The organism is Ancylobacter sp. TW_SC_1 (assembly GCF_056836805.1).
The window spans coordinates 4,016,369-4,040,937 of record NZ_CM166365.1 but is presented as its reverse complement, the minus strand read 5'-3'; the positions used below and the strand labels follow the sequence as shown (position 1 = coordinate 4,040,937).

Below are 24,569 nucleotides of genomic sequence, written 5' to 3'. Positions count from 1 at the left end.
CGCGAGGAGGCGCCCCAATTGAGACGGTCAGGTCCGATCGGTCAGGTTCGGTCCGCTCAGTGGGTCGAGCGGGCGTTCTGCTCGACGGTGCGGTCGATATAGGCGTCGGAGACCGCCGGACGGACGACGGTGGCGTTGCGGCCTTCGACGACGTTCGGCTGAACCTGCGACTGCACCTGCGGGGCGGGGTGGCGGCCATAGACGGTGGCGTCACGACCGGCAGCCTGCGCGGCGACAGAACCGAAGGTGGCGAGAGCCACGGCGGCGAGGATGATCTTGTTCATGGTGTCTTCTCCAGAATGTGGATGGCCGGCCGAGGGGGCCGCGCCGATTTCATGGAGAAAAGTTAACCTCGGCTCCGACGCATTGCCACTTGTGTTGTGGCGCTCAAATGTTTGCGTGGGTGCAATAAAATCTGCGTGTTCTGCTCTGGCAAAGTCGGCATCTGTCGCCTAGGAGCAAAGCGATAACGATAGAGTCGTGTACGCTCAATATGTTGGTGGGCGGCGCGATCCGCCGGGGCGCGTGCGCGCAGGCCGCCGGCGGAGCCCACGAAAAAGGGGCGCCTCCTCGCGGGGGCGCCCCATTTTGCAACGGTCAGGTTCGAGCGGTCAGGTCCGATCCCGCTCAGTGGGTCGAGCGGGCATTCGCCTCGACGGTCGCCTTGATGTAGGCGTCCGAGACGGCCGGGGCGGCGACGGCGGCGTTGCGGCCTTCGACGACGACGGTCTGGGCGGGCGTGCCGTAGAGGCTCTGGTCACGGCCGTCGGCGGCATTGGCGGCGACGGAACCGAAGGCGGCCAGGGCCACGGCGGCGAGGAGGATCTTGTTCATGGTGTCTTCTCCGGAGTTGGGTGGCGGGCCGGGAGGGCCGCGCCGTTTTCATGGAGAGACGTTAACCTCGGCCCCGGTGCATTGCCATTTGTGTTGTGGCGCTCGTAAGTTTGCATGGATGCAATCAAATCTGCGTGCGGACGTGTAACATCTCGCTTTTCCGCTCCGCGCGACCCGTGCGGACCGGACAGTTCGCGGCCTAGCGGGCGATTCCGCGCGCCGTGGCGTCGATCCAGGCGCGCTGCGGGCCGACCAGCGTGGCGCCGGTGACGCCGCCGCAGCCGCGCGCGCCGCCGGCCGCCGTCGACCAGCCGATGATGCCGGCGACCACGCCCTCGATCAGCACAGGCCCGCCGCTGTCGCCGGTGCAGCCGCCCTTGGCGGCGCCATCCGACAGGCGGACCATGATGCCCCCGGTGGTGCCGATGCTCGGCAGCTCGACGCTGCGCAGCGTGCCGGCGGACTTGCCGTCGCCGTCCCGGGTCACGCCGTAGCCGGCGAGGGTGAAGGCGGTGCGCTTGGGCGGCAGCGCCATCTGCGTGGAGAGTTCGGCCGGGCGGAAGCCCGCCGGCAGGTTCTCCGTCAGGCGCAGCAGAGCGAGGTCCGGCGTCGGGCGCCGCGTCTCGAAGGAATTCGGGTCGTAGGACGGGTGCAGCGCGATGCGGCTGACCGGGACCAGCCGCGGCGTGCCGGCCTCGAACACCACCACCGCGTAATCGGCCGCCGGCTGCACGCAATGGGCGGCGGTGAGCAGCACGTTCGGCGCCAGCACCACACCGGTGCAGGAGGCGCCGCGCGTCGACACGATCATCGCCGTTTCCGCCTTCAGCGCCGCATCGGCCGGACGCCCGCCGACGATGGCGTGCGCGGGGCCCGCGAGAGCGAGGGCGGCGAGGCAGGCGAGGACGAGGCGCATCGGGGTTTCCGGCGTGAGCGGCGGGTGCGCCGTTCTGGCCGGGCGCGGACGCGACGTCAATCGCCGCGCGGCGGCGACGGGCCCTTCCATCACCGCGCGGCGGCGGCGACACCATCCATCGCCGCGCGGCGGCGACAATCCCACAAGAGAGGCACCATGCCCGCGATCCTTCTCGCCGGGCCTTCGGCCGAGCCGCTGACGCTCGCCGAGGCCAAGACCTATCTGCGCGTCGACCACGAGGCCGAGGACGCGCTGATCTCTTCGCTGATCACCGCCGCGCGGGCCACCGTGGAGGCGCTGACGCGCCGCGTGCTGATCGACCAGAGCTGGCGGCTGGTGCGCGACGCCTGGCCGGCCTCCGGGCTGATCGGCGTGCCGGTGAACCCGCTGCGCGAACTCACCGCCGCCCATGTGCTGGACGCGGCGGGCGGGGAGACGGCGCTGCCGCTGGCGGCCTTCACCATTGACGCGGCGCGGCTGCCGGGGCTGATCCGGGTGGAGCGCGGCGCGGTGCTGGCCCCCACGCGCCGGCTCGCCGGCATCGCCCTCGACATCATTGCCGGGCATGGGCCGAGCGCCGACCATGTGCCCTCGCCGCTCATCGAGGCGGTGCGGGTGGTTCTTGCCCATTTCTACGAGCACCGCGACGTGCCGGGGCCGGGCGCGGCCTTTCCCGCCCGGCTCGACGTGCTGGTGGCGCCGTTCCGGGTGACGCGGCTATGAGCGCGATTTCCGCCTTGCGGCACCGGCTGGTGCACGAGACGCCGGTCGAGGTCCCGGACGGGCTCGGCGGCGTGACGGTGAGCTTCATCAGCGTCGATGCGCTGTGGGGCGCGGTGGAGACGCGGGCGGCGCCCGCCGAGATCGCCGACCGGCCGGGCGCGGTGCTGAGCCACGCCGTGACCGTGCGTGCGCCCGCCACCGTGCAGCCGGGCGACCGGCTGCGGCTCGGCGCGCGGCGCTTCCTCGTCGAGGCGGTGAGCGACCCGGACGGGCGCGGCCGCCGCCTTCTCTGCGACTGCCGGGAGGAGACGCCGTGAAGCTCGCCGCGCGCCTGAGGGGACTGGAGCGGCTGCGCCGGCGGCTGGCACAACTCATGACGGGGAGGCGGCTATGAGCGGGGCTTCGGGCCCGGAGAAGGGTGCCGCCGTGGCGCTGCGCCGGGCGATCCACGCGGCGCTGTCCGGCGATGCCGCGCTGACCGCGGCGCTGGGCGGGGCGCGGGTGCATGACGTGCCGCCGAGCGCGCCGGACTTCCCCTATGTGACGCTGGGCGAGGCGCAGGTGCTCGACTGGTCGACCGCCACCGAGAGCGGCGCCGAGCACCGGCTGACGCTGGCCTGCTGGTCGCGCCAGGGCGGGCATGGCGAGGCGCACGCGCTGGCGCATCTGGTGCAGCAGGCGCTGCACGACGCGCCGCTGGCGCTGGAGGGGCACCTCCTGGTCAATCTGCGCTTCTCCACCGCCGAGATCCGCCGCGAGCCGGGCGGGCGAACCTATCGCACGCTGCTGCGCTTCCGGGCGGTGACGGAAACCGATTGAGGTTTTCCGAACCTGTCAGGAAGTTCGCGCAAGGGATTCCCGCGACTCGTGAATCCGCGTGAAGTTGAATCTGAGGATGAAGTCACTTGGCGGCGTTTGCGGAATCAAACCGCAAGGAACGCGGCGGGCCGCCCGGTGCCGTACGCGACTTAAGCTAGCCTATCAAGGTTAACCCTCTCTGAATACCTGCGGGTCGGAGCGGAAACAAGCAAAGGAGCAGCCCATGGCGGCGCAGAAGGGCAAGGACCTCTTGCTGAAGATCCATGACGGCACCGCCTTCGCCACGGTGGCGGGGCTGCGCTCGCGGCAGATCGCCTTCAATGCCGAGCCGGTCGACGTGACCCATGCCGAGAGCGCCGGGCGCTGGCGCGAGCTGCTCGCCGGGGCCGGGGTGAAGCGCGCCTCGGTGGCGGGCTCGGGGGTGTTCAAGGACGCGGCGTCGGACGCGCTGATCCGCCAGAGCTTCTTCGACGGGATCATCCGCAGCGCGCAGATCGTGGTGCCGGATTTCGGCACCATCGCCGGGCCGTTCCAGATCACCGCGCTGGAACTCGCCGCCGAGCACGACCGCGAGGTGACGTTCGACATCGCGCTGGAGAGCGCGGGCGAACTGACCTTCGCGGCGCTGTGAGGAGCACCGCCATGGCCAACCGGCATCGCGGCGAGATTTCCGCCGAACTCGACGGGCGCCCGCGCACGCTGGTGCTGACGCTGGGCGCGCTGGCCGAGCTGGAGGACGCCTTCGGCGCCGGCGACCTGGTGGGCCTGACCGAACGCTTCGCCAGCGGGCGTCTGGCGGCGCGCGACGCCATCCGCATCGTGACGGCGGGGCTGCGCGGGGCGGGCGAGAGCGTGAGCGGGGAGGAGGTGGCGCGCATGACCACGCCGGGCGGCGCGGCCGGTCGCGCATATCGTCGGCGAGCTGATCGCCGCCACCTTCGGCGGGGCCGCGAGCGCCGCCTCCGGCGCGGGGGAGGGTGCTCCCGTCCCTTTGCCCGATCCTCCAGGGGCGGCGGGATAGACGCGCCGGCGGCCTTCCCCTGGGGAGAGGCGATGGCGTTCGGCTTCGGCCGGCTGCGCCTGTCCTCCCGCGACTTCTGGCGGCTGACCCCGCGCGAACTTTCCGCCGCGATGGCGGCGTGGACCGCTCCGGCGCGCGCGCCGCTCGACCAGGCGGGTCTGGCGGCGCTGATGGCGCGCTTCCCGGACTGAAAGGGAGATCGGCATGGCCGAACTGGACGACGAACTGACGGTGGAGATCGCCGCCGACACCAGCGCCTTCCGCCGCGAGATCGCCGAGGCCGAGCGGCTGGCGCGCGGCTTCGGCCGGGCGGTGGGCGACGCGCTGACCGGCGCAGCGCTGAAGGGCCGCGAGGCCGACGACGTGCTGCGCACGCTGGCGGGCCGGCTGTCCACGCTGGCGCTCGACCTCGCCTTCAAGCCGCTCGAACAGGGCGTCGCCGGCCTGCTGCAGGGTGCGCTGGGCGGCGTGGCGGGCTTCGCCAAAGGCGGGGCGTTCGCGAACGGCCGGGTGACGCCCTTCGCGCAGGGCGGGGTGGTGGCGGCGCCGACCTATTTCCCCATGGCCGGCGGCACGCTCGGCCTGATGGGCGAGCGCGGCGCAGAGGCGATCCTGCCGCTCAGGCGCGGGGCGGACGGCCGGCTCGGCGTCGCGGCGCAGGGCGGCGGGCGCACCACCCATGTGACGGTGAACGTCGCCACCCCCGATCCGGGCGCCTTCCGCCGCTCCGACGCCTATCTCGCCGGCATGGTCGCCCGCGCCGTGGCGCGTGGCGAGAGGAGGCTCTAGATGCCCGCCTTCCACGAGACGCTGTTTCCGCTCGACATCGCGCTCGGCGCGGCGGGCGGGCCGGAGCGGGCGACGGAGATCGTCACCACGCTGACCGGCCGCGAGGAGCGCAACACCCGGCTCAATCATTCGCGCCGGCGCTGGGATGCCGGCTATGGCGTCACATCGCTGGCGCAGCTCTCAACGGTGGTCGCCTTCTTCGAGGAGCAGCGCGGGCGGCTGCATGGCTTCCGCTGGCGCGACCGGCTGGACCACGCCTCCGCCGCGCCCGGCGCCGCCATCACCGCGTTCGACCAGGCGATCGGAAGCGGAACCGGCACGCAGGCGGCGTTCGCGCTCGCCAAGACCTATGGCGGCGTCCACGCGCCCTATGCGCGGCCGATCGCCAAGCCGGTGGCGGGCTCGGTGCGGGTGGCGGTGAACGGCGCCGAGCGGACGGCCGGCGTGCATTTCACTGCCGACCCGGCGAGCGGCCTCGTCACCTTCCTCGCCGGCCATGTGCCGGCGGCGGGGGCGAGCGTGACGGCGGGCTTCCTGTTCGACGTGCCGGTGCGCTTCGACACCGATTTCCTCGAGGTGAACCTCACCGCCTTCGAGGCGGGCGAGATCCCGCGCATCCCGATACTGGAGATACGGATCTGAGAAGTGGGCCGGCGTGCCGTCATCCTGAGGTGCCGCCGCAGGCGGCCTCGAAGGAGGCGATCACGGCGCGCCGGGGCGACCATCCTTCGAGGCCCGGCCGTTGGCCGGGCGCCTCAGGATGACGTCGTGCCGGAAAGGGGCGGAAGCCCGGGGAAGGACGGACCGAGCCATGAGGAGGCTGCGATGAGGGAGATTCCCGCCGGGCTGGCGGCGTCGCTGGCGAGCGGGGTGACGACGCTGGCGCGCTGCTGGCGCATCACCCGCCGCGACGGCGTGGTGATCGGGCTGACCGAACATGACGAGGACCTCGCGGTGGACGGCACGCTGTTCCGCGCCGCCAGCGGCGCCACGGGCAGCGAGGACGCCTCGTCCCTCGGCTTCGCGGTCGGCGGCGGCGAGATGTCGGCGGCGCTCAGCTCCGAGCTGATCGAGGAGGCCGAGCTCGACGCCGGGCGCTATGACGGGGCGGCGATCGAGCTGATCCTCGCCGACTGGTCGGCGCCGGCCAACTTCCTGCGGCTGCGCCGGGCGCGGCTGGGCGAGGTGCGGCGCGAGGGCGGGGGCTTCACCGCCGAGCTGCGCGGCCTTGCCTCCGCGCTCAACGTGGTGCGCGGGCGGCTGTTCACCGCCGGCTGCGACGCCGATCTCGGCGATGCGCGCTGCAAGCTGGCGCTGACGCCCGGCGTGCATGCCGGCACCGGCACGGTGGCGGCGGTGGAGGGGCCGGGGCTGATCGTGGCGGATGGGCTGGCGGCCTATGCCGATGGCTGGTTCACGCAGGGAAGGCTCGCCTTTACCTCCGGCGCCAATCAGGGCTTCGCCAGCGAGGTGAAGTCGCACAATGTCGCCGGCGGGGTGCGGCTGGAACTGTGGCAGCGCCCGCCCGCGCCGATGGCGGCGGGCGACGGCTTTACCGTCACCGCCGGCTGCGACAAGCGCTTCGAGACCTGTCGCGACCGCTTCGCCAACACGCTGAACTTCCGCGGCTTCCCGCACATGCCGGGTAATGACGCGGTGCTGCGCATCGCCGTGCCGGGAGGGCAGTGATGGGCGACATGGAACTGCGCGCCCGGCTCGTCGCCGAGGCGCGGGCGTGGATCGGCACGCCCTATCTGCACCGCGCCTCGCTGAAGGGGCACGGGGCGGACTGCCTCGGCCTGGTGCGCGGGGTGTGGCGGGCGGTGATCGGTGCCGAGCCGCAGGGCCTGCCGCCCTACGCCCCCGACTGGGCGGAGGCGACCAAGGCCGAGCAGATGGCGCAGGCCGCCCGCCGGCACATGCGCGCCGTGCCGCTGGAGGCCATCGCGCCGGGCGACATGCTGCTGTTCCGCTGGCGCGAGGGCTTTCCCGCCAAGCACGCGGCGATCCTGGTGAGCCCGGAACGCATGGTGCACGCCCATGACGGCGCGGCGGTGGCCGAGGTGTTCCTCGCCCCCTGGTGGCGGCGCCGGCTGGCCTATGCCTTCGCCTTTCCGGGGGCGTGAGGGGGGATTAAGCATTCCGTGTCCCGGCCCAGCGACGCCGCAGGCGGAGCGCCGCGCCGGGACCCAGCGCAAAGCGTTTCGGCCCAAAAGTTTCCCACCCAAAAGTTTCCCGCTCAAAAGTTTCTCCTGGGCCCCGGATCCGCGCCGCGCTTCGCGCAGCTTGTCCGGGGAACGAGCGGATTGGCACCGCGCGTCGCGCAGCTCATCCGGGACATGCCAACCGTTCGCTACCTCAGCGGGGGAGAGGGAATGGGCCTCCCCCACGGCAAATGATGAGAGAAAAGCATGGCCACACTTGTTCTCGGCACGCTGGGCGGGACGATCGGCGGGGCGCTGTTCGGGCCCGTGGGGGCGCTCGCCGGGCGGGCGCTCGGCGCGCTCGGCGGCTCGGCCGTCGACAGCCTCGTGCTGGGCGGGGGCGCGCGGGCCGAGGGGCCGCGCCTGAGCGAATTCGGCACCATGACCTCGACCGAGGGGGCGGCGATGGCGCGCCTCTACGGCCGGGCGCGGCTTTCCGGACAGGTGATCTGGGCCGCGCCGGTGGAGGAGGTGGTGTCGACGCAGACCTCGTCCTCCGGCGGCAAGGGCGGCGAGCTCGCCGGCGGCGGCGCGGGCACCACGACCTACCGCTATTTCGGCAGCTTCGCGGTCGGGCTGTGCGAGGGGCCGGTGACGCGGATCGGCCGCATCTGGGCCGACGGGCGGCTGCTCGACACCCGCGCGCTGACCATCCGGCTGCATCGCGGCGGCGAGGACCAGCTGCCCGATCCGCTGATCGAGGCGCGCGAGCCCGGCGCGCCGGCCTGTCGCGGGCTCGCCTATGTGGTGTTCGAGCGGCTGCCGCTGGCCCGCCACGGCAACCGCCTGCCGCAGATCTCCGTCGAGGTGGAGCGCGCCGTCGGCGCGCTGGAGAGCGCGGTGCGGGCGGTGACGCTGATCCCCGGTGCGACCGAGTTCGGCTACGAGCCGCGCGAGGTGCTGCGGGTCGACCGGCCGGGCGTCTACCAGCTGGAGAACCGGCATGTGACCACCCATGCCAGCGATTTCGCCGCCTCGCTCGACCATCTGCTGGCCTGCTGCCCCAACCTCGAAAAGGTGGCGCTTGTCGTGGCCTGGTTCGGCAGCGACCTGCGCGCCGGCGCCTGCCAGATCCGCCCCGGCGTCGAGCGGCGCCTCAAGTCGACGCAGATCTTCGGCCTGAACCGGGAATGGAGCGCGGCGGGCGAGACGCGGGCGAGCGCCTATCTGGTCAGTCCGCACGAGGGACGGCCGGCCTATGGCGGCACGCCCTCGGACGACAGCGTGGTCATGGCGATCACCGCCCTGAAGGCGCGCGGGATCGAGGTGACGCTCTACCCCTTCGTGATGATGGACATTCCCGCCGGCAACGAACTGCCGGACCCGTGGAGCGGGGCGGGCACGCAGCCGAACTATCCCTGGCGCGGGCGCATCACCTGCGATCCCGCGCCGGACCGTCCCGGCTCGCCGGACGGCACGGCGGCGGCCGGCGCGCAGGTGGCGGCGCTGTTCGGCGCGGCCGGCGCGGCGGACTACGCGGTGGAGGGCCAGCGCGTGGTCTATTCCGGCCCCGCGGAATGGACGCTGCGCCGCATGGTGCTGCACTACGCCATGCTGGCGCAGATCGCCGGCGGGGTGGAGGCGATCCTGGTCGGCTCGGAGATGGCGGCGCTCACCCGGGTGCGCTCGGGTGCCGGCGTCTATCCCGCCGCCGGCGCCTTCGCGGCGCTGGCCGGCGAGGTGAAGGCGATCGTCGGGGCGGGCACCAAGGTCGGCTATGCCGCCGACTGGACCGAATATGGCGCCCATGTGCGCGACGGCGGCGCGGAGCTGCGCTTTCCGCTCGATCCGCTGTGGGCTTCGGCCTCGCTCGATTTCATCGGCGTCGACTGGTACCCCCCGCTCGCCGACTGGCGCGACGGCGACGCCCATCTCGACGCGCAGGCGCATGAGAGCGGCTACGACCTCGGCTATCTCGGCGGCAACCTGCGGGCCGGGGAGGCCTTCGACTGGCATTACCCGGACGAGGCCGCCCGCGCCGCGCAGGCGCGCTCGGCGATCACCGACGGCGCCTATGGCGAGCCCTGGGTGTTCCGCCAGAAGGACCTCGCCGGCTGGTGGAGCCACGCCCATCACGAGCGCGTCGGCGGCGTGCGGCAGGCGGCCCCGACCGCCTTCGTGCCCGGCTCGAAGCCGATCCGCCTGACCGAGATCGGCTGCCCGGCGGTCGACAAGGGCGCCAACCGGCCGAGCGTGTTTCCCGATGCGAAATCCGCCGATGGCGGGCTGCCGCCGTTCTCCAGCGGGCGGCGCGACGACCTGATCCAGCGCCGCCATCTGCAGGCGACGCTGGACGGCTTCGCCGGCTCGACCGCGGTCAACCCGGCGGCGGCGGGGCTGCCCGGCGGGCGGATGGTGGACCCGGCGGCGATCTATGGCTGGACCTGGGACGCGCGGCCCTTTCCGCTGTTTCCGCTCGCCCACCGCGTCTGGGCGGACGGCGCCAACTGGCAGACCGGCCATTGGCTGACCGGCCGGCTCGGCGCCGCGCCGCTGGCCGAGCTGGCCGCCCGGCTGGCGGCGGATTTCGGCGTGGCGGACATCGAGACCGCGAGCCTGCGCGGCGTGATCGACGGCTATGTGGTCGACCGGCCGATGACGGCGCGGGCGGCGCTGGAGCCGCTGGCGCGGGCCTTCGCCTTCGATCTGGTGGAGGGCGGCGAGGCGCTGGCGCTGCGTCCGCGTGGCGGGCGGGTGCGGGCGGTGCTGACGGATGACGCGATCGTCGCCGGCGATGGCGTGGCGGCGCCGCATGTCCTGCGCATGGCGGAGGACGAACTGCCAGCCAGCGCGACGCTCGGCTTCATCGACGGCGCGGCCGATTACCGCCGGGCCACCGCCGCCTCGCGGCGCCTCGCCGGCGCGGCGCGGGCCGAAACCGGGCTCGACGTCGCCATGGTGGCCGATCCCGGCCTCGCCGCCGGGCTCGCCGAGATGTGGCTGCAGGACCTGTGGGCGGGGCGCGACAGCGCCGGCCTGACGCTGCCGCCCTCGCAGCTCGCGCTGGAGCCGGGCGACCTGGTCCGGCTCGACCGCGACGGGCGCGCGCGGCTGCTGGAGATCACCGCCATCGAGGACCGCGCGGCGCGGGTGGTGAGCGCGCGCAGCGTCGACCCGGGCGTGTTCGACCTCGCGGTGCGGGTGGGCCGGCCGCTGGAGATCGACCTGCCGGCCGGCGCCGGGCCGCCGCAGGTGCATCTGCTGCAATTGCCGCTGGCGGCCGGCGCGGCGGCGCCGGTGCTGGCCTGGCTCGGCGCCTTCCTCGCGCCCTGGCCGGGCAGCCTGGCGGTCTGGCGCGCGGTGGACGGCGCCAGCTTCCAGCCCGTCGCGAGCCTCGCCGCCCCGGCGGTGACCGGCGCGACGCTGACCGAACTGCCGCCCGGCGCGGCCTGGCGCTGGAACCGCGCCACGCTCGACATCGAGCTCGACGGCGGGCTGATCGCCGCCGCCAGCGAGGAGGCGGTGCTCGGCGGCGCCAATGCGCTGGCGCTTCTGGCGCCCTCGGGTGCGGCGGAGGTGAGCCAGTTCGCCGAGGTCGAGCTGACCGGCGCGCGGAGCTGGCGGCTCTCCGGCCTGCTGCGCGGCCAGCTCGGCACCGAGGCGCGGGCCGCCGCCCCCTGGCCGGTGGGCACGCGGCTGGTGCGGGTCGACGCCAACCTCATTCCGGTGGCGAGCGGGCTCGACATGCTCGGGCGCAGCGTCGTCTACCGTGTCGGCCGGGCCGACCGCGACCATGGCGACGACGCCGTGACCGAGATCGCCGCCACGCTCGGGCCGGCGGCGCTGCGCCCGTTCGCGCCGGTGCATGCGCGCGCCCGGCGCGGGCCGGCCGGCATCGCGCTGAGCTGGATCCGCCGCACCCGCATCGACGGGGATTCGTGGGACCTCGTCGAGGTGCCGCTCGGCGAGACCAGCGAGGCCTATCGGGTCGAGATCCTGAGCGGGGCGGCGGTGGTGCGGACCTTCACCGTCGGCACGCCCGCGCTGACCTATGCGGCGGCCGACGAGATCGCCGATTTCGGCGCGGCGCAGCCCTTCCTCGACCTGCGCATCGCCCAGCTCTCGCCCGCCGCCGGCCCCGGCCCGGCGCTGGAGACGACGGTGAGGGTGGGGTGAGGCCGTCTCCCCGCTACGGACGCGTTCACGCCTAGCCCCTCATCCCGACCCTCTCCCCGACGGGAGAGGGAGCATGGCCGGAGACCTTCATGTCCGAGACGACACCCCTGCTCGCGCTGCCGCTGCTCGCGTCGGTGCAGGCGCAGAAGCACGTCACCCACAACGAGGCGCTGGCGCTGCTCGACGCGGCGGCGCAGCTCGCCGTGCTCGACCGCACCCGCACCGTGCCGCCGGGGGCGCCCGCGCCGGGCGACCGGCACATCGTGGCGGCGGGCGCCGGCGGCGAGTGGGCCGGGCATGACGGCGAGGTGGCGCTGTACGATGCCGGCTGGCGCTTCCTCGTGCCCCGCGCGGGCTGGCGTGCCTATGTCGCCGCCGAGCGCCGCACCCTGCTGCACGACGGCACCGGCTGGTCCGACATGCTGGCCGGCACGCCTTCGGGCGGCAGCGCGACGCTGCGCGCGGTCGAGGAGGAACTGACGCTGGCGGGCGCCTTCGTCGCCTCGACCATCCTCATTCCCAACCGCGCCATCTGCCTCGCCGTGGCGAGCCGCACCGTGGCCGCGGTGACCGGCGCCACCGGCTACGAGGTCGGCATCGCCGGCGAGACCTCGAAATTCGGCGGCCTGCTGAGCGTGAGCGCCGGCGCCAGCAATATCGGCGTGATCGGCCCGCAGGCCTTCTACGCCGACACGCCGCTGCGCATCACCGCGCTGGGCGGCGCCTTCACCGGCGGGCGCGTGCGGCTCGCCCTGTCCTTCCTCGCCTTCGGCATCTGACTTTGGAGAGCCCCATGCCCTATGATTCCGCCAAGGACCCCTGGCACGGCCGTGCCCTGTCGCCCGGCAGCCTCGGGCGCAGCGGGGCGCCGGTGACGCCCGATGACGGCGCCGACCTGCCGCGCTACGCCCGCCTCCGGGTCTTCGTGCCGGCGACGCTGGCGAGCGCGGAGATCCGCATCCTCGCCGTCGACGCGGCGGACGACGCGCCGCTGACCCTGCCGCTCACCCCCGGGCAGGCGAGCGTGCTCGAATTCCTCGTGCGGCGCGTGCTGGCGACCGGCACGACGGCGGGGCTCACCATCCACCGGATCGACTGAGATGGCGGCGTCTCTCGGTTTCAACCTCGACCTGACGCGCCGGCGCGGCGCCCTCTTGCCGGCGCCGCTCGATCCCTTCGCCGGCCAGCTCTACGCCGCCTTCGGCCTCGGCCGGCTGGTGGCGGCCCATGCCGGGCCCTGCATCCGCGTGCGCCGCGCGAGCGACGGCACGGAGACGAATATCGGCTTCGCCGGCCGCGCGCTCGACGTGGCGGCGCTGCTCGCCTTCGCCGGGGCGGGCAGCGCCCATGTCGTGACCTGGCACGACCAGAGCGGCAATGGCCGGCACGCGACGCAGACCGTCGCCGCCGCGCAGCCGCTGATCGTCCAGGACGGCGCGCTCGAGGTCGGCCCGCTCGGCCGGCCGGCGATGCGGTTCGACGGGGCGGACGATCATCTCTCGCTGTCCGACGCGACCGGCTTCTCGCGCAACGCCGCCGCCCTGACGATGGCGGCCGTCGTCGGGACGACCAACGAGGCCGCCGTGCCGATCGTGTTCGGCACTTCGACGGCGACCTCGTCGCAGCTGCGCGTGGCCGTGAGCTTCGGAGCCGGCATCGTCGGCGTCGGCGCGCGCCGCACCAGCGCCGACGCCTATGCCAGCGCCTCGCAGGCGAAGGCGGCCGGCATCCAGCGCATCATCGGGCGGGCGCGGTTCGATGCCGGAAGCGTCGATGCATCGGTGAACGGCGCCACGGTCGGCGCGGCCTTGCCGGGAACGCCGGGGCCGAGCGCCGACGTCGCCAGCAGTCTCGCGCCGGCCATCGGCCGGTTCTTCGCCGGCGGGCAGATGCTGGCCGGCCCGATGTCGGCGCTGCTGCTGGCGCGCGCGGCCCTCGACATCGCGGCGCTCGATGCCGCCCTGCAGCAGGCGATGCCGTGAGATATCTGATCCTCGCCACCCCCGCCGCCGCTCGCGCAGCGGCTCGGCCGCACGCCCGGGGTTATTCGGCGGACGTCTACTCGGCCGGACCTGGCGCCGGGGCGGCTTCCGCCGGCTTGCCGGCGCGGGCCGGCATGTCAGGGCCGACCGCTTTGGCCGCGAGGGCCGGCTTGGCGGCGGCGACCGGGACGGGCACCGGCCGGGTCGTGAGGCGGTGCCGCGTCTTCTCCATGAGGGCGGCGATCTTCTCGACCTTCCGCAGCCGGATGATCTCGCTGTTGAGGCGGTCGAGCTCCTCGCCGATGGCGCGGCAGATCGCCTGGTAGCTCTCGCGGGTGAGCTGGTCGCGCATGTAGCCGACCTCCCGCCGTCGATCCGGGCTGGTGCCCTTCAGCACGATGGGCGCCGCGGCGAGAAGCGTCTCGGCCTGCACCTGGCCCGAGCTTCGGCGGGCTTCGTCAAAGATGCTTCTCAAGTCGTCGACGAGTTGATCTTCCCTTGCCATGCCAAGCAGAGCCCCTGTCCCGTGCCAGCCGTCGCAAAAAACGTCTCGGAAATCCGGGATTTTTGCAACCGTGCCGGGGTAGGGGTCGGTTAACGGATCGTTAATCCCCGGGAATCATCCCCACATTTTATCGAGCGGAGCCTGCCATGACCGCGTCGAGCTTCGACGAGGCGCTGAGGCGCGTCCTCGTGCATGAGGGCGGCTATGCCGACCATCCCGCCGATCCCGGCGGGGCGACGATGAAGGGCGTCACCCAGCGCGTCTATGACGGCTGGCGCCGGCGCCATGGCGCGCCGCCGCGCGCGGTGCGGCTGATCGAGCCAGGCGAGGTCGCGGCGATCTACCGGCGCCAGTACTGGGATGCCCTGCGCGCCGACGACCTGCCGGCGGGGATCGACTACGCGCTGTTCGACGCGGCGGTGAATTCCGGCCCCGCACAGGCGGCGAAATGGCTGCAGCGCACGCTCGGCGTCGGCGCCGACGGGCAGATCGGCGAGGCGACGCTGGCGGCGCTGGAGGGCCGCGACGTGGCCGCGCTGGTCGACGGCCTGTGCGAGCGGCGGCTCGCCATGCTGAGGGCCCTGCGGACCTTCCCGACCTTCGGCGCCGGCTGGACCCGGCGGGTGACCGAGGTGCGCGCGGCGGCGCAGAAGATGGCGCGCCACGCTGCGCCGGCGCCGGCGGTGGAGGCGGGCGGCGCGGCGCGGGCGCGCCCGGCCGATACCCGGCTCTCGCGCACGCCGGAGGGGGCGGGCGGGATGATCAGCGCCGGCGGCGTCCTCGGCGCGGTGGTGGCCGAGCAGGCGGACCGGCTGGCGCCGCTCGCCGGCTTCGCCGAACCGCTGAAATGGCTGTTCGCGGCGCTCATGCTGGCCGGGGTGGGCCTCACCCTGCACGGGGCGCTGAAGCGCATCGGCGCGGGGGAGGTGGCGCCATGACAATGCTGCTCGGCCTGCTGGCGAGCCCGCTCGGCCGGGGCGCGGCGCTGGCGCTGCTCGCGATCGTCGCGGCGGGCGCGATCTATCTCAAGGGACGCAATGAGGGCCGGGCGGCCTGCCGGGCGGAAGGGGAACGCGATGTGCTGGAGACGATCGAGCGCGCGGCGCGCGCGCGGGCTGATGCTGATCGGCGCAATGCTGACGATGGCCGGCTGCGCGACGACGACGCCTTCCGCCGCGACTAGGGGCGCCTGCGGCGCCTTCCGCCCGATAAGCTGGGCGAAGGCGGATACCGACCCGACGATCCGGCAGGTGAAGGCGCACAATGCGGTGGGGCGGGAATTGTGCCGGTGGCGGGGCGGGAAATAGGCTTCGCGCCGTCATCCCGGCCGCAGCGCAGCGAAGAGCCGGGACCGCTCTCTGTCCTGCGCACGATCCCGGCTCGGCCTGCGGCCGTCCGGGATGACGGGAGACGATGAGGCGCCCGCACCTGACATCCGTGCCGCGCGGTGGCATTCTCCCCGCGCCGCGTCGCTCCGCGCGGTGCTGCGTCGAGGAGAAGCCGTGCGTCTGCTTGTTGTCGAGGACGATCCCGATCTCAACCGCCAGATGGTCGAGGCGCTGATCGAGGCCGGCTATGCCGTCGACCGCGCCCATGATGGCGAGGAAGGCCATTTTCTCGGCGACACCGAGCCCTATGACGCGGTGGTGCTCGATATCGGCCTGCCGAAGATGGACGGCCTCTCCGTACTGGAAGCCTGGCGCCGCGAGGGGCGCAAGATGCCGGTGCTGATCCTCACCGCGCGCGACCGCTGGAGCGACAAGGTGCAGGGCTTCGATGCCGGCGCCGACGACTATGTCGCCAAGCCGTTCCACATGGAGGAGGTGCTGGCGCGCATCCGCGCGCTGCTGCGCCGCTCCGCCGGCCACGCCGCCAGCGAGCTGACCTGCGGGCCGGTGATGCTCGACACGCGCTCGGGCCGGGTGACGGTGAACGGGAAACAGGTGAAGCTGACCTCGCACGAGCATCGCCTGCTCGCCTATCTCATGCACCATACCGGACGGGTGGTCTCGCGCACCGAGCTGGTCGAGCATCTCTACGACCAGGATTTCGACCGCGATTCCAACACCATCGAGGTCTTTGTCGGCCGTCTGCGCAAAAAGCTCGACGTCGACGTGATCCAGACCGTGCGCGGGCTCGGCTATCTCCTGGTGGCGCCGGAAACGCCGCGCCCGGACGCGCCGCGCTGATGCGCGCCGGCTCGCTGGCGCTACGGCTCTTCATCTCGGCGACGGTGATCATGGTCGCCGTGCTGCTGGTGACCGGCTTCGCGCTGCATTCGGTCTATCGCGAGGCGGTGGAGCGGGCCTTCGACCAGCGGCTCGACGTCTATCTCAAGACCATCGTGGCGGATGTCGCCAACTCCACCCCCGGCACCATGCCGGAGCCGACGACGCTCGGCGATCCGCTGTTCAACTTCCCGGTCTCCGGCTGGTACTGGCAGATCAGCCGCACCGACGGGCCGGCGCGGCAGGTGAAGACCTCGCGCTCGCTGCCGGAGGGCACGCTGCCGCTGCTGTTCGAGCGCGAGCCGCAGGCGGACCTCTCGGGCATGCGCGACGGCTATGCCAAGGGGCCGGCCGGGCAGAAGCTGCGCATCGTCGAGCGCGTCGTCGATCTCGGCGAGGACGGGCGCTACGCCGTCGCGGTGGCGGCCGATGCCGGCGAGATCGAGGAGGAGGTGGAGGCCTTCGACCGGGCGCTGGCGGTGACGCTGGCGGTTCTCGGCGGGGCGTTCCTGCTCACCCTGGTGTTCCAGGTGCTGTTCGGCCTGCGCCCGCTCAAGCGCATGCTCGCCGCGCTGCACGCGGTGCGCACGGGGCAGGCGGACCGTATCGTGGGCGAATATCCCGTGGAGATCGCCCCGCTCGCCGCCGAGGTGAACGCGCTGATCGAGACCAATCGCGAGATCGTCGAGCGCGCCCGCACCCATGTCGGCAATCTCGCCCATGCGCTGAAGACCCCCATCTCCGTGCTGCAGAACGAGGCCGCGCGCGCCGCCGCGCAGGGCGATCCGCTCGCCGCCAAGGTGGGCGAGCAGGCGGAGATCATGAAGGGCCAGGTGGCGCACCATCTGGAGCGCGCCCGGATGGCGGCGCGCGCCTCCGTCGTCACCACGGTGGAGGAGGTCGAGCCGATCGTCGTCCGGCTCGCGGCGACGCTCGCCAAGGTCTACCGCTCCAAGGGCATCGAGGTGGAGGCGGAGGTTTCGGGGGGCGTACGCTTCCGCGGCGAGCGGCAGGACCTCGAGGAGATTCTCGGCAACCTCGTCGACAATGGCTGCAAATGGGCGCGCTCGCTGGTGGAGATCGCCGTGGCGCCGGTGCCGGGCGAGGGCGGCGAGCGGGACTATTTCGAGATCGTCATCGACGATGACGGGCCGGGGCTGACGCCCGCGCAGCAGGCCGAGGCGCTCAAGCGCGGCAAGCGGCTCGACGAGACCAAGCCGGGCTCCGGGCTGGGACTGTCCATCGTTTCCGAGCTCGCCGGGCTCTATGGCGGCCGGCTCACCCTCGACCGCTCCCCCTTCGGCGGCCTGCGCTGCATCGTGCGCCTGCCCCTGGCCTAAGGTGCCGGGGTAGAGGTGACGGAGCCGCGCTTTCGCCCTATTCCTCCTCCTTGGTGCGAAAGGTGCCGTCGAAGCTGGAGGAATGGATTTCATGCGCGCATACCAATTCGTGGCCGTGGGCCTGATCGCCGGTGTCCTTGCGGGCTGCAGCACCGCCCAGGAAAACCCGAACACCGTCGGCGGTGCGGCCATTGGTGCGGTTGCGGGCGGCGTGATCGGCCAGCTTGCGGGGCACAACGCCGCCAGCACGCTGGTCGGCGCGGCGGTGGGCGGCCTGATCGGCGGCACCATCGGCAATGCGCTGGACCAGGCGGACCGGCAGCGGGCGCGCGACGCCGAGATGCAGGCGCTCGAATACGGCAACCCCGGCGCGCCGGTGAGCTGGCGCGGCGACAGCGGCGCCTATGGCACCATCGTTCCCGGCCCGACCTATGCGCGCGGCGGCTCGCCCAAATGCCGCGAATTCACCCATACCGTCTACATCAACGGCCAGCCGCAGACGGCGCGCGGCACCGCCTGCCGCAACCCGGACGGCACCTGGACGCCGGTAGCGGGCTGACCGTCGCGCCCGTGGCGGGCTGACGCAGGCGGCCGCCGCGCTCGCGCGACTGTGAGCCTGCGTCGATCCGACCGAGGTTGATACGGATTGGCGGCGGCCTCCGGGTCGGCTACCTCAGCGCATTAGAGGAAGACTAATGTTGCTGTGGATCGCCTTCTCGCTGATGACGGGCGCCGCCATTCTGGCGGTGCTCTGGCCGTTGCGCGCCGGCGCTGCCGGCACCGGCCAGGCGGCCGGCGCCGCCGATGCCGACCTCGCGGTCTATCGCGACCAGCTCGGCGAGATCGAACGCGACCGCGCCGCCGGGCTGATCGGCGCGGCGGAAGGCGAGGCCGCCCGGGCCGAGGTCGCCCGCCGCATCCTGCGCGCCTCGGCCGAGGCCGGACACGAACGGGCGATGACGGGCGCGACGATGCGCCGGCGCCTCGTCGCGGTGATCGCGCTCATCGGCGTGCCGGCGCTCGCGGGCACGCTCTATGTTTTCCTCGGCTCGCCGCTCTATCCGCCGCAGCCGCTGGCCCAGCGCCTCGAGGCGCGCCCCGACCAGTCCGACATCGCCATCCTCATCCGCAAGGTCGAGGACCATCTCGAGGCCAACCCGAATGACGGGCGCGGCTATGAGGTGGTCGCGCCGATCTATGTCCGCATGGGGCGGCTCGACGACGCCGCGCGCGCCTGGTCCAGCGCCATCCGCCTGCTCGGCCCGAGCAGCGCGCGCGAGACCGGGCTCGGCGAGACGCTGACCGCGCAGGCCGGCGGGGTGGTGACGGCGGACGCCAAGGCGGCGTTCCAGGCCGCCCTCGCCGACGATGCGAAAAACCCCAAGGCGCGCTATTTCCTCGGCCTCGCCGCCGAGCAGGACGGCCAGCCGGCCGAGGCCGGGAAGATCTGGAGCGCGCTGGCGGCGGACACGCCGCCCGACGCGCCGTGGCTCGGGCTGGTGCGGGAATCGCTGGCGCGGGTCGGCGCCGCGCCGCCACCCGCCACTTTCGCCGGACCGAGCGCGGACGACATCGCCGCCGCCGGCAGCATGACCCCGGAGCAGCGCCAGGGTATGGTGCGCGGCATGGTCGAGCGCCTCGAGGCCCGGCTGGCGCAGGACGGCGCCGACATCGAGGGCTGGCTGCGGCTGATGCGGGCCTGGAACGTGCTGGGCGAGGCCGACAAGGCCAAGGCCGCCGCCTTTGAGGCCCGCGCCCATTTCGCCAAGGACGACGCCGCGCTCGGGCGCATCGACGCGCTGGCGCGCGAACTCGGTCTGGGGACCTGATCATGACCCGCAAGGGACGCCGTCTTCTCGTCATTTCCTGTGCGGTCGGCGTGCTCGGCGTCGCCGCCGGGCTGGTGCTGTTCGCGCTCAACGACACCATCGTGTTCTTCCGCACGCCGAGCGAGATTGCCGCCGAGCGGACGGCGCCCGGCACGCGGCTGCGGCTCGGCGGGCTGGTGAAGGACGGCAGCGTGACCAAGTCCGACGACACCCATGTGCGCTTCGTGGTGACGGATGGCGGGGCGGATCTGACGGTGAGCTATATCGGGCTGCTGCCCGACCTGTTCCGCGAAGGGCAGGGCGTGATCGTCGAGGGGGCGATGACGCCGGACGGCAGCTTCCGCGCCGACAGCGTGCTCGCCAAGCACGACGAGAACTACATGCCCAAGGAAGTCGCCGACGCGCTGAAGAAACAGGGCGTCTGGAAGGAAGGGGAGGCGAAGCCATGAGGGGTGCCACGCCGGGCTTCCTCCCCCCGTCATCCCGGACGCGGCAGCGCCGCGCGCCGGGATCGTCTGCTCATGATGTTCCGCATTCGTCACGCGATCCCGGATCGGCGCGTGCCGCGCCGTCCGGGATGACGATGGACGGCGGCTTCTGGAAAGGTGTCACGCGATGAACCCGGAGGTCGGCCACTACGCGCTGGTGCTCTCGCTCGCCGTCGCCATTCTCATGACGACCATCCCGGTGTGGGGCGCACGGACCGGCGACGCGGCGCTGATGAAGGTCGGCTCCACGCTGGCGCTGGTGCTCGCCGGCTTCGTCGGCCTCGCCTTCGCGACGCTGGTCTCGGCCTATGTGCAGTCCGATTTCTCGGTGCTCAATGTGGTCGAGAACTCGCACTCGGCCAAGCCGCTGCTCTACCGCATCACCGGCACATGGGGGAACCATGAGGGTTCCATGCTGCTGTGGGTGCTGGTGCTGGCGATCTTCGGCGCGCTGGTGTCGCTGTTCGGCTCGAACCTGCCCGCCCGGCTCAAGGCGAACGTGCTCGGCGTGCAGGGCTCGATCGCGGTGGCGTTCCTGCTGTTCATCCTGCTGACCTCCAACCCCTTCGTGCGCGTCGTGCCGCCGCCGGCGGAAGGGCAGGACCTCAACCCGATCCTGCAGGACATCGGCCTCGCCATCCATCCGCCGCTGCTCTATCTCGGCTATGTCGGCTTCTCCATCACCTTCGCCTTCGCCGTGGCGGCGCTGATGGAGGGACGCATCGACGCCGCCTGGGCGCGCTGGGTGCGGCCCTGGGCGCTGACCGCCTGGGCGTTCCTGACGCTCGGCATCGCCATGGGCTCCTACTGGGCCTATTACGAGCTCGGCTGGGGCGGCTGGTGGTTCTGGGACCCGGTGGAGAACGCCTCGCTGATGCCGTGGTTCGCCGGCACGGCGCTGATCCATTCCGCCGTGGTGATGGAGAAGCGCGACGCGCTGAAGGTGTGGACCGTGCTCCTCGCCATCCTCGCCTTCTCGCTGTCGCTGCTCGGCACCTTCCTCGTGCGCTCGGGCGTGCTGACCTCGGTGCACGCCTTCGCCACCGATCCCTCGCGCGGCGTGTTCATCCTCGCCATCCTCGTCTTCTTCATCGGCGGCTCGCTGACGCTCTACGCGCTGCGCGCGCCGCTGCTGCGCCAGGGTGGCCTGTTCGCCCCGGTCTCGCGCGAGGGCGCGCTGGTGCTGAACAATCTGCTGCTGACGGCGGCGGCGGCGGCGGTGCTGGTCGGCACGCTCTATCCGCTGGCGCTGGAAGCCTATAACGGCGCCAAGATCACGGTCGGGCCGCCCTATTTCAACCTGACGGTCGGCGCGCTGATGCTGCCGGTGGCGTTCGCCATGCCGTTCGGCCCGCTGCTGGCCTGGAAGCGCGGCGACCTCGCCGGGGCGACGCAGCGCCTGATGGCGGCCTTCGGTGCCGGCATCGTCATCGCCGCGCTGGCGGCCTATGCGCAGGGCGGCGGGCCGCTGCTGGCGCCGTTCGGCATGGGGCTGGCCGCCTTTGTGGTGATCGGCGCGGTGGCCGAAGTGACCGAGCGCGCCGGCTTCGGCCGGGTGCCGCTGAAGACCGCCTTCGCCCGGCTGCGCGGCCTGCCGCGCTCGGTGTTCGGCGGCGCGCTGGCCCATGCCGGCGTCGGCGTCTGCCTGTTCGGCATCATCGCCGAGACCAGCTGGAACGCCGAGCGCATCGCCGGCGTGAAGGTCGGCGGCAGCCTGGAAGTGGGCGGCTACGAGCTGACGCTGGACCGGCTGGAGCCGCGCAACGGGCCCAATTACCGCGACCTCGTGGGCGTGTTCACCGTGCGGCGCGGCGGCGTCGACCTCGGCACCATCGAATCGGCCAAGCGGCTGTTCACCGCCCGCAACATGCCGACCACCGAATCCGGCATCCGCACCATGGGGTTCAGCCAGCTCTATGTGAGCCTCGGCGACGAACTGCCGGGCGGCGGGGTGGGCGTGCGCGCCTATTGGAAGCCCTTCGTCACGCTGATCTGGATCGGCTCCATCATCATGGCGCTGGGCGGCGCGCTGTCGCTGAGCGACCGGCGCCTGCGCGTCGGCGCGCCCAAGCCGGCGAAGAAGCCGAAGGTCAAGCCCGATCCGGCGGCACCGGTGCCGGCGGAGTGAGGGTGCCGAATTATCGCTTCAGCGCCCATATGCTGGTTGTGCTGCGCGAGCGCGGACTTGAGGCGGCCGGGGAGGAGCGTGTGCTGAACGGACCGGAATGGACCGAACCGGACCCGAATGGTCCGGAACTCACCCGTGCCTTTGCGGGCGTCGCTGAGCGTGGCGGACGCATTCTGCGTGTGGTTTACAAGGACGATGGCACGACGGCATTTGTTGTCACGGCCTTTTTCGATCGTGGAGCCCGGCGGCCATGAAGCTGAAATATGATCCAGAGGCGAACGCCCTCTATGTGCGCTTCAGCGTTGGCGACATCGTCGAGAGCGAAGAGGTTTCGCCGGGCGTCATCCTCGACTACGACGGCGAGGGGCATATTCTCGCGCTGGAGCTGCTTCAGGCGCGCGAGAAACTCGCCCCGGAAGTGCTGACGGAAGCGGCTGAGTGAGCAGCATGCGCCTTCTCGCGACCCTCCTTCTCGGCCTCGCCCTGATCTCCCCCGCCGCCGCCGTGCAGCCCGACGAGGTGCTGTCCGATCCGGCGCAGGAGGCGCGGGCGCGCGAGCTCTCCAAGGAGCTGCGCTGCATGGTCTGCCAGAACCAGTCGATCGACGATTCCGACGCGCCGCTGGCCAAGGACCTGCGCCTGCTGGTGCGCGAGCGCATCCAGCAGGGCGAGAGCAACCGCGAGGTGCTGGACTATCTCGTCGCCCGCTATGGCGAGTTCGTGCTGCTGCGCCCGACCTGGCACGGGGCGAACGCGATATTGTGGCTGGCGCCGTTCGGCGTGCTGGTCGTCGGCGGCATCGGCATCTGGATCACCTATCGCCGCCGCGCCGCGCGGCCGGCGCCGGTGGCCGCCCCGCTGTCGCCGGACGAGGAGGCGCGGCTGCGCGCGGCGCTGGGCGACGACCCTTCCGACGTTACGAAACTTTAACGCCACCGCCAGCCTGCGTTAAGGCGACGGCCTCTACGTTCTCGTTCAACGCTCCCGGTGGGGAGAGTGATTTGTCGAACGAGGAACGACACATGCCGCGCAACGCGCTCAACCAGACCCGCACCCCTTCGTCGTCCACGCTGCGCAAGAGCCGCACCCGGCTGCTCGCCGGCGTGTTCACCCTGGCTCTCGCCGGTGGCGCCGTCGGCGCCTTCGTCCTCCCTGAGACCGTTACCCCCGCCCTCGCGCAGCTCTCCACCAACCAGCCGGCCGGCACGTTCTCCTTCGCCGACATCGTCGAGAAGGTCTCGCCCGCCGTCGTCAGCGTGAAGGTGAAGAAGGACGAGGACCAGATCGCCGCCAATGACGACGAAGACTCCATGGGCGGTCAGAACGTTCCCCCGCAGATCGAGCGCTTCATGCGCCGCTTCGGCTTCGGCCAGGGTGGCCCCGGCGCCCCCGGCGGCCCGGAGATGGGTCCGCGCCGCGGTCCCGGCCATCGCGCCGTGGTCGGCCAGGGTTCCGGCTTCTTCATCTCGGACGACGGCTATGTCGTGACCAACAACCACGTCGTCGACGGCGCCGCGGAAGTCGACATCACCACGACCGACGGCAAGACCTACACCGCCAAGGTGGTGGGCACCGACCCGCGCACCGACGTGGCGCTGCTGAAGGTCGACGGCCACAAGGACTTCCCGTGGGTGAAGCTGGCCGACAAGGCGCCGCGCGTCGGTGACTGGGTGGTCGCGGTCGGCAACCCGTTCGGCCTCGGCGGCACCGTCACGGCGGGTATCGTCTCGGCGCGTGGCCGCGACATCGGCTCGGGCCCGTATGACGACTTCCTGCAGATCGACGCCCCGATCAACCGTGGCAATTCCGGCGGCCCGACCTTCGGCCTCGACGGCGAGGTCATCGGCGTGAACACCGCCATCGTCTCCCCCTCGGGCGGCAATGTCGGCATCGCCTTCGCCATTCCCTCCGAGACCGTCTCCGAGGTGGTCGCGGCGCTGAAGGAAGGCGGCCAGGTGGCGCGCGGCTATGTCGGCGTGCAGATCCAGCCGGTGAGCGACGAGGTCGCCGAGGCGATGGACCTCAAGCAGGCGGAAGGCGCGCTGATCGCCCAGGTTCAGCCCGGCACGCCCGGCGAGAAGGCCGGCCTCAAGCCCGGCGACATCGTGACGGCCATCGACGGCGAGACCATCAAGGACTCCCGTGAGATGTCCCGCGAGATCGCCCGCAAGAAGCCCGGCGTCACCGTGAAGCTGAGCGTCCTGCGCGACGGCAAGTCGATCACCGTTCCGGTGACGCTCGAGCAGCTCCCGACCGACGTCGCCTCGGCCGACAAGGCCAAGGGTGGCGAGGAGCGTGAGCAGGCCGCTCGCGACGTGCCCCGTCTCGGCCTCTCGCTGGCGCCCGCCAAGGGTGTCGCCGGCGCCGGTGACATCGGCGTCGTCGTCACCGAGGTCGAGCCGAACGGCCCGGCCGCCGAGCGCGGCATCAAGGCGGGCGACGTCATCCTCGACGTCGGCGGCAAGCCGGTCATGACCCCGGCCGACGTCCGCGACGGCCTGACCGCCGCCAAGAAGGACAACCGCAAGGCCGTCCTGATGCGCGTCAAGTCGGAGCAGGGCACCCGCTTCGTCGCCATCTCGCTGGGCGACCAGCGCGGCTGACCGAGAGCACGCGCCGATCCGCTTGCGCCGCAAGCGGATCGGAT

The 24,569-nt window shown here is 72.4% G+C and carries 29 protein-coding genes and 1 pseudogene; 26 read left to right on the top strand and 4 right to left on the bottom strand.

Annotation, left to right across the window (positions count from 1 at the left end; genetic code table 11):
• Positions 1-56 precede the first annotated feature (56 nt).
• The 3 genes from AC1PZ7_RS19030 to AC1PZ7_RS19020 form a co-directional block, all read right to left on the bottom strand.
• Positions 57-284 (bottom strand): hypothetical protein, encoded by a 228-nt coding sequence (locus tag AC1PZ7_RS19030; protein ID WP_482356752.1) that lies wholly within the window; start codon positions 282-284, stop codon positions 57-59.
• Positions 285-627: 343 nt separating this feature from the next.
• Entirely contained in the window at positions 628-834 is a 207-nt protein-coding gene (locus tag AC1PZ7_RS19025) for a hypothetical protein (RefSeq protein WP_482356751.1), read from the bottom strand.
• A 199-nt stretch (positions 835-1,033) separates the two neighbouring features.
• Entirely contained in the window at positions 1,034-1,750 is a 717-nt protein-coding gene (locus AC1PZ7_RS19020) for a S1 family peptidase (protein ID WP_482356750.1), read from the bottom strand.
• A gap of 156 nt (positions 1,751-1,906) precedes the next feature.
• Between AC1PZ7_RS19020 and AC1PZ7_RS19015 the strand changes: the two genes are divergently transcribed.
• The 14 genes and pseudogenes from AC1PZ7_RS19015 to AC1PZ7_RS18950 all read left to right on the top strand — a co-directional run bounded on the left by AC1PZ7_RS19015 (position 1,907) and on the right by AC1PZ7_RS18950 (position 13,404).
• On the top strand, positions 1,907-2,473 hold the full coding sequence (locus AC1PZ7_RS19015; RefSeq protein ID WP_482356749.1) for a head-tail connector protein: 567 nt from the start codon (positions 1,907-1,909) through the stop codon (positions 2,471-2,473).
• Positions 2,470-2,790, top strand: coding sequence for a head-tail adaptor protein (locus AC1PZ7_RS19010; protein WP_482356748.1), 321 nt, complete (start codon positions 2,470-2,472; stop codon positions 2,788-2,790). Before AC1PZ7_RS19015 ends, AC1PZ7_RS19010 begins: the two co-directional genes overlap by 4 nt.
• A 73-nt stretch (positions 2,791-2,863) precedes the next feature.
• Complete coding sequence (locus AC1PZ7_RS19005; protein WP_482356747.1) at positions 2,864-3,292, top strand: DUF3168 domain-containing protein; 429 nt, start codon at positions 2,864-2,866, stop codon at positions 3,290-3,292.
• A 223-nt stretch (positions 3,293-3,515) separates the two neighbouring features.
• Positions 3,516-3,923, top strand: a complete 408-nt coding sequence (locus AC1PZ7_RS19000) for a phage major tail protein, TP901-1 family (protein WP_482356746.1) — start codon at positions 3,516-3,518, stop codon at positions 3,921-3,923.
• Positions 3,924-3,934: 11 nt separating this feature from the next.
• Positions 3,935-4,313, top strand: a pseudogene (locus AC1PZ7_RS18995) (gene transfer agent family protein).
• A complete protein-coding gene (locus tag AC1PZ7_RS18990) occupies positions 4,310-4,504 on the top strand; it encodes a rcc01693 family protein (RefSeq protein ID WP_482359679.1) in 195 nt (64 codons plus the stop codon). Before AC1PZ7_RS18995 ends, AC1PZ7_RS18990 begins: the two are co-directional and overlap by 4 nt.
• Before the next feature lie 13 nt (positions 4,505-4,517).
• Positions 4,518-5,102 carry a phage tail tape measure protein gene (locus tag AC1PZ7_RS18985; RefSeq protein ID WP_482356745.1) on the top strand — a complete coding sequence of 195 codons (585 nt, stop codon included), beginning with the start codon at positions 4,518-4,520 and terminating at the stop codon, positions 5,100-5,102.
• Positions 5,103-5,744, top strand: coding sequence for a phage distal tail protein, Rcc01695 family (locus tag AC1PZ7_RS18980; RefSeq protein WP_482356744.1), 642 nt, complete (start codon positions 5,103-5,105; stop codon positions 5,742-5,744).
• 183 nt (positions 5,745-5,927) lie between these two features.
• On the top strand, positions 5,928-6,791 hold the full coding sequence (locus tag AC1PZ7_RS18975; RefSeq protein ID WP_482356743.1) for a DUF2163 domain-containing protein: 864 nt from the start codon (positions 5,928-5,930) through the stop codon (positions 6,789-6,791).
• Positions 6,791-7,228 (top strand): NlpC/P60 family protein, encoded by a 438-nt coding sequence (locus AC1PZ7_RS18970; protein ID WP_482356742.1) that lies wholly within the window; start codon positions 6,791-6,793, stop codon positions 7,226-7,228. Before AC1PZ7_RS18975 ends, AC1PZ7_RS18970 begins: the two co-directional genes overlap by 1 nt.
• Before the next feature lie 285 nt (positions 7,229-7,513).
• Positions 7,514-11,422, top strand: coding sequence for a baseplate multidomain protein megatron (locus AC1PZ7_RS18965; protein WP_482356741.1), 3,909 nt, complete (start codon positions 7,514-7,516; stop codon positions 11,420-11,422).
• 89 nt (positions 11,423-11,511) lie between these two features.
• Entirely contained in the window at positions 11,512-12,201 is a 690-nt protein-coding gene (locus AC1PZ7_RS18960; protein ID WP_482356740.1) for a DUF2793 domain-containing protein, read from the top strand.
• Between the two features lie 14 nt (positions 12,202-12,215).
• Positions 12,216-12,521: a spike base protein, RCAP_Rcc01079 family gene (locus AC1PZ7_RS18955; protein ID WP_482356739.1), complete on the top strand. Its 306-nt coding sequence runs from the start codon at positions 12,216-12,218 to the stop codon at positions 12,519-12,521.
• A gap of 1 nt (position 12,522) precedes the next feature.
• Complete coding sequence (locus AC1PZ7_RS18950; protein ID WP_482356738.1) at positions 12,523-13,404, top strand: hypothetical protein; 882 nt, start codon at positions 12,523-12,525, stop codon at positions 13,402-13,404.
• A gap of 76 nt (positions 13,405-13,480) precedes the next feature.
• On the opposite strand, the gene AC1PZ7_RS18945 is transcribed toward AC1PZ7_RS18950, so the two are convergent.
• On the bottom strand, positions 13,481-13,879 hold the full coding sequence (locus AC1PZ7_RS18945; protein WP_482356737.1) for a hypothetical protein: 399 nt from the start codon (positions 13,877-13,879) through the stop codon (positions 13,481-13,483).
• A gap of 176 nt (positions 13,880-14,055) precedes the next feature.
• On the opposite strand from AC1PZ7_RS18945, the gene AC1PZ7_RS18940 reads away from it, so the two are divergent.
• The 12 genes from AC1PZ7_RS18940 to AC1PZ7_RS18885 all read left to right on the top strand — a co-directional run bounded on the left by AC1PZ7_RS18940 (position 14,056) and on the right by AC1PZ7_RS18885 (position 24,525).
• A complete protein-coding gene (locus tag AC1PZ7_RS18940; protein ID WP_482356736.1) occupies positions 14,056-14,847 on the top strand; it encodes a glycoside hydrolase family 108 protein in 792 nt (263 codons plus the stop codon).
• Positions 14,844-15,092 (top strand): hypothetical protein, encoded by a 249-nt coding sequence (locus AC1PZ7_RS18935; RefSeq protein WP_482356735.1) that lies wholly within the window; start codon positions 14,844-14,846, stop codon positions 15,090-15,092. The genes AC1PZ7_RS18940 and AC1PZ7_RS18935 overlap by 4 nt, the downstream gene beginning before the upstream one ends.
• A 319-nt stretch (positions 15,093-15,411) precedes the next feature.
• On the top strand, positions 15,412-16,098 hold the full coding sequence (locus tag AC1PZ7_RS18930; protein WP_482356734.1) for a response regulator transcription factor: 687 nt from the start codon (positions 15,412-15,414) through the stop codon (positions 16,096-16,098).
• Positions 16,098-17,477 (top strand): ATP-binding protein, encoded by a 1,380-nt coding sequence (locus AC1PZ7_RS18925; RefSeq protein ID WP_482356733.1) that lies wholly within the window; start codon positions 16,098-16,100, stop codon positions 17,475-17,477. The genes AC1PZ7_RS18930 and AC1PZ7_RS18925 overlap by 1 nt, the downstream gene beginning before the upstream one ends.
• A 91-nt stretch (positions 17,478-17,568) precedes the next feature.
• Entirely contained in the window at positions 17,569-18,036 is a 468-nt protein-coding gene (locus AC1PZ7_RS18920; protein WP_482356732.1) for a YMGG-like glycine zipper-containing protein, read from the top strand.
• Positions 18,037-18,172: 136 nt separating this feature from the next.
• The gene (gene ccmI / locus AC1PZ7_RS18915) at positions 18,173-19,306 is read left to right on the top strand and encodes a c-type cytochrome biogenesis protein CcmI (protein WP_482356731.1); all 1,134 of its coding nucleotides are present in this window, start codon (positions 18,173-18,175) and stop codon (positions 19,304-19,306) included.
• 2 nt (positions 19,307-19,308) lie between these two features.
• Positions 19,309-19,755, top strand: coding sequence for a cytochrome c maturation protein CcmE (ccmE, locus tag AC1PZ7_RS18910; RefSeq protein ID WP_482356730.1), 447 nt, complete (start codon positions 19,309-19,311; stop codon positions 19,753-19,755).
• 166 nt (positions 19,756-19,921) lie between these two features.
• On the top strand, positions 19,922-21,922 hold the full coding sequence (locus AC1PZ7_RS18905; RefSeq protein WP_482356729.1) for a heme lyase CcmF/NrfE family subunit: 2,001 nt from the start codon (positions 19,922-19,924) through the stop codon (positions 21,920-21,922).
• Positions 21,923-21,924: 2 nt separating this feature from the next.
• Positions 21,925-22,176: a DUF4258 domain-containing protein gene (locus tag AC1PZ7_RS18900; protein WP_482356728.1), complete on the top strand. Its 252-nt coding sequence runs from the start codon at positions 21,925-21,927 to the stop codon at positions 22,174-22,176.
• Positions 22,173-22,364 carry a DUF2283 domain-containing protein gene (locus tag AC1PZ7_RS18895; protein ID WP_482356727.1) on the top strand — a complete coding sequence of 64 codons (192 nt, stop codon included), beginning with the start codon at positions 22,173-22,175 and terminating at the stop codon, positions 22,362-22,364. Before AC1PZ7_RS18900 ends, AC1PZ7_RS18895 begins: the two co-directional genes overlap by 4 nt.
• Before the next feature lie 5 nt (positions 22,365-22,369).
• Positions 22,370-22,852: a cytochrome c-type biogenesis protein gene (locus AC1PZ7_RS18890; RefSeq protein WP_482359678.1), complete on the top strand. Its 483-nt coding sequence runs from the start codon at positions 22,370-22,372 to the stop codon at positions 22,850-22,852.
• Between the two features lie 92 nt (positions 22,853-22,944).
• On the top strand, positions 22,945-24,525 hold the full coding sequence (locus AC1PZ7_RS18885) for a Do family serine endopeptidase (RefSeq protein ID WP_482356726.1): 1,581 nt from the start codon (positions 22,945-22,947) through the stop codon (positions 24,523-24,525).
• Positions 24,526-24,569 lie beyond the last annotated feature (44 nt).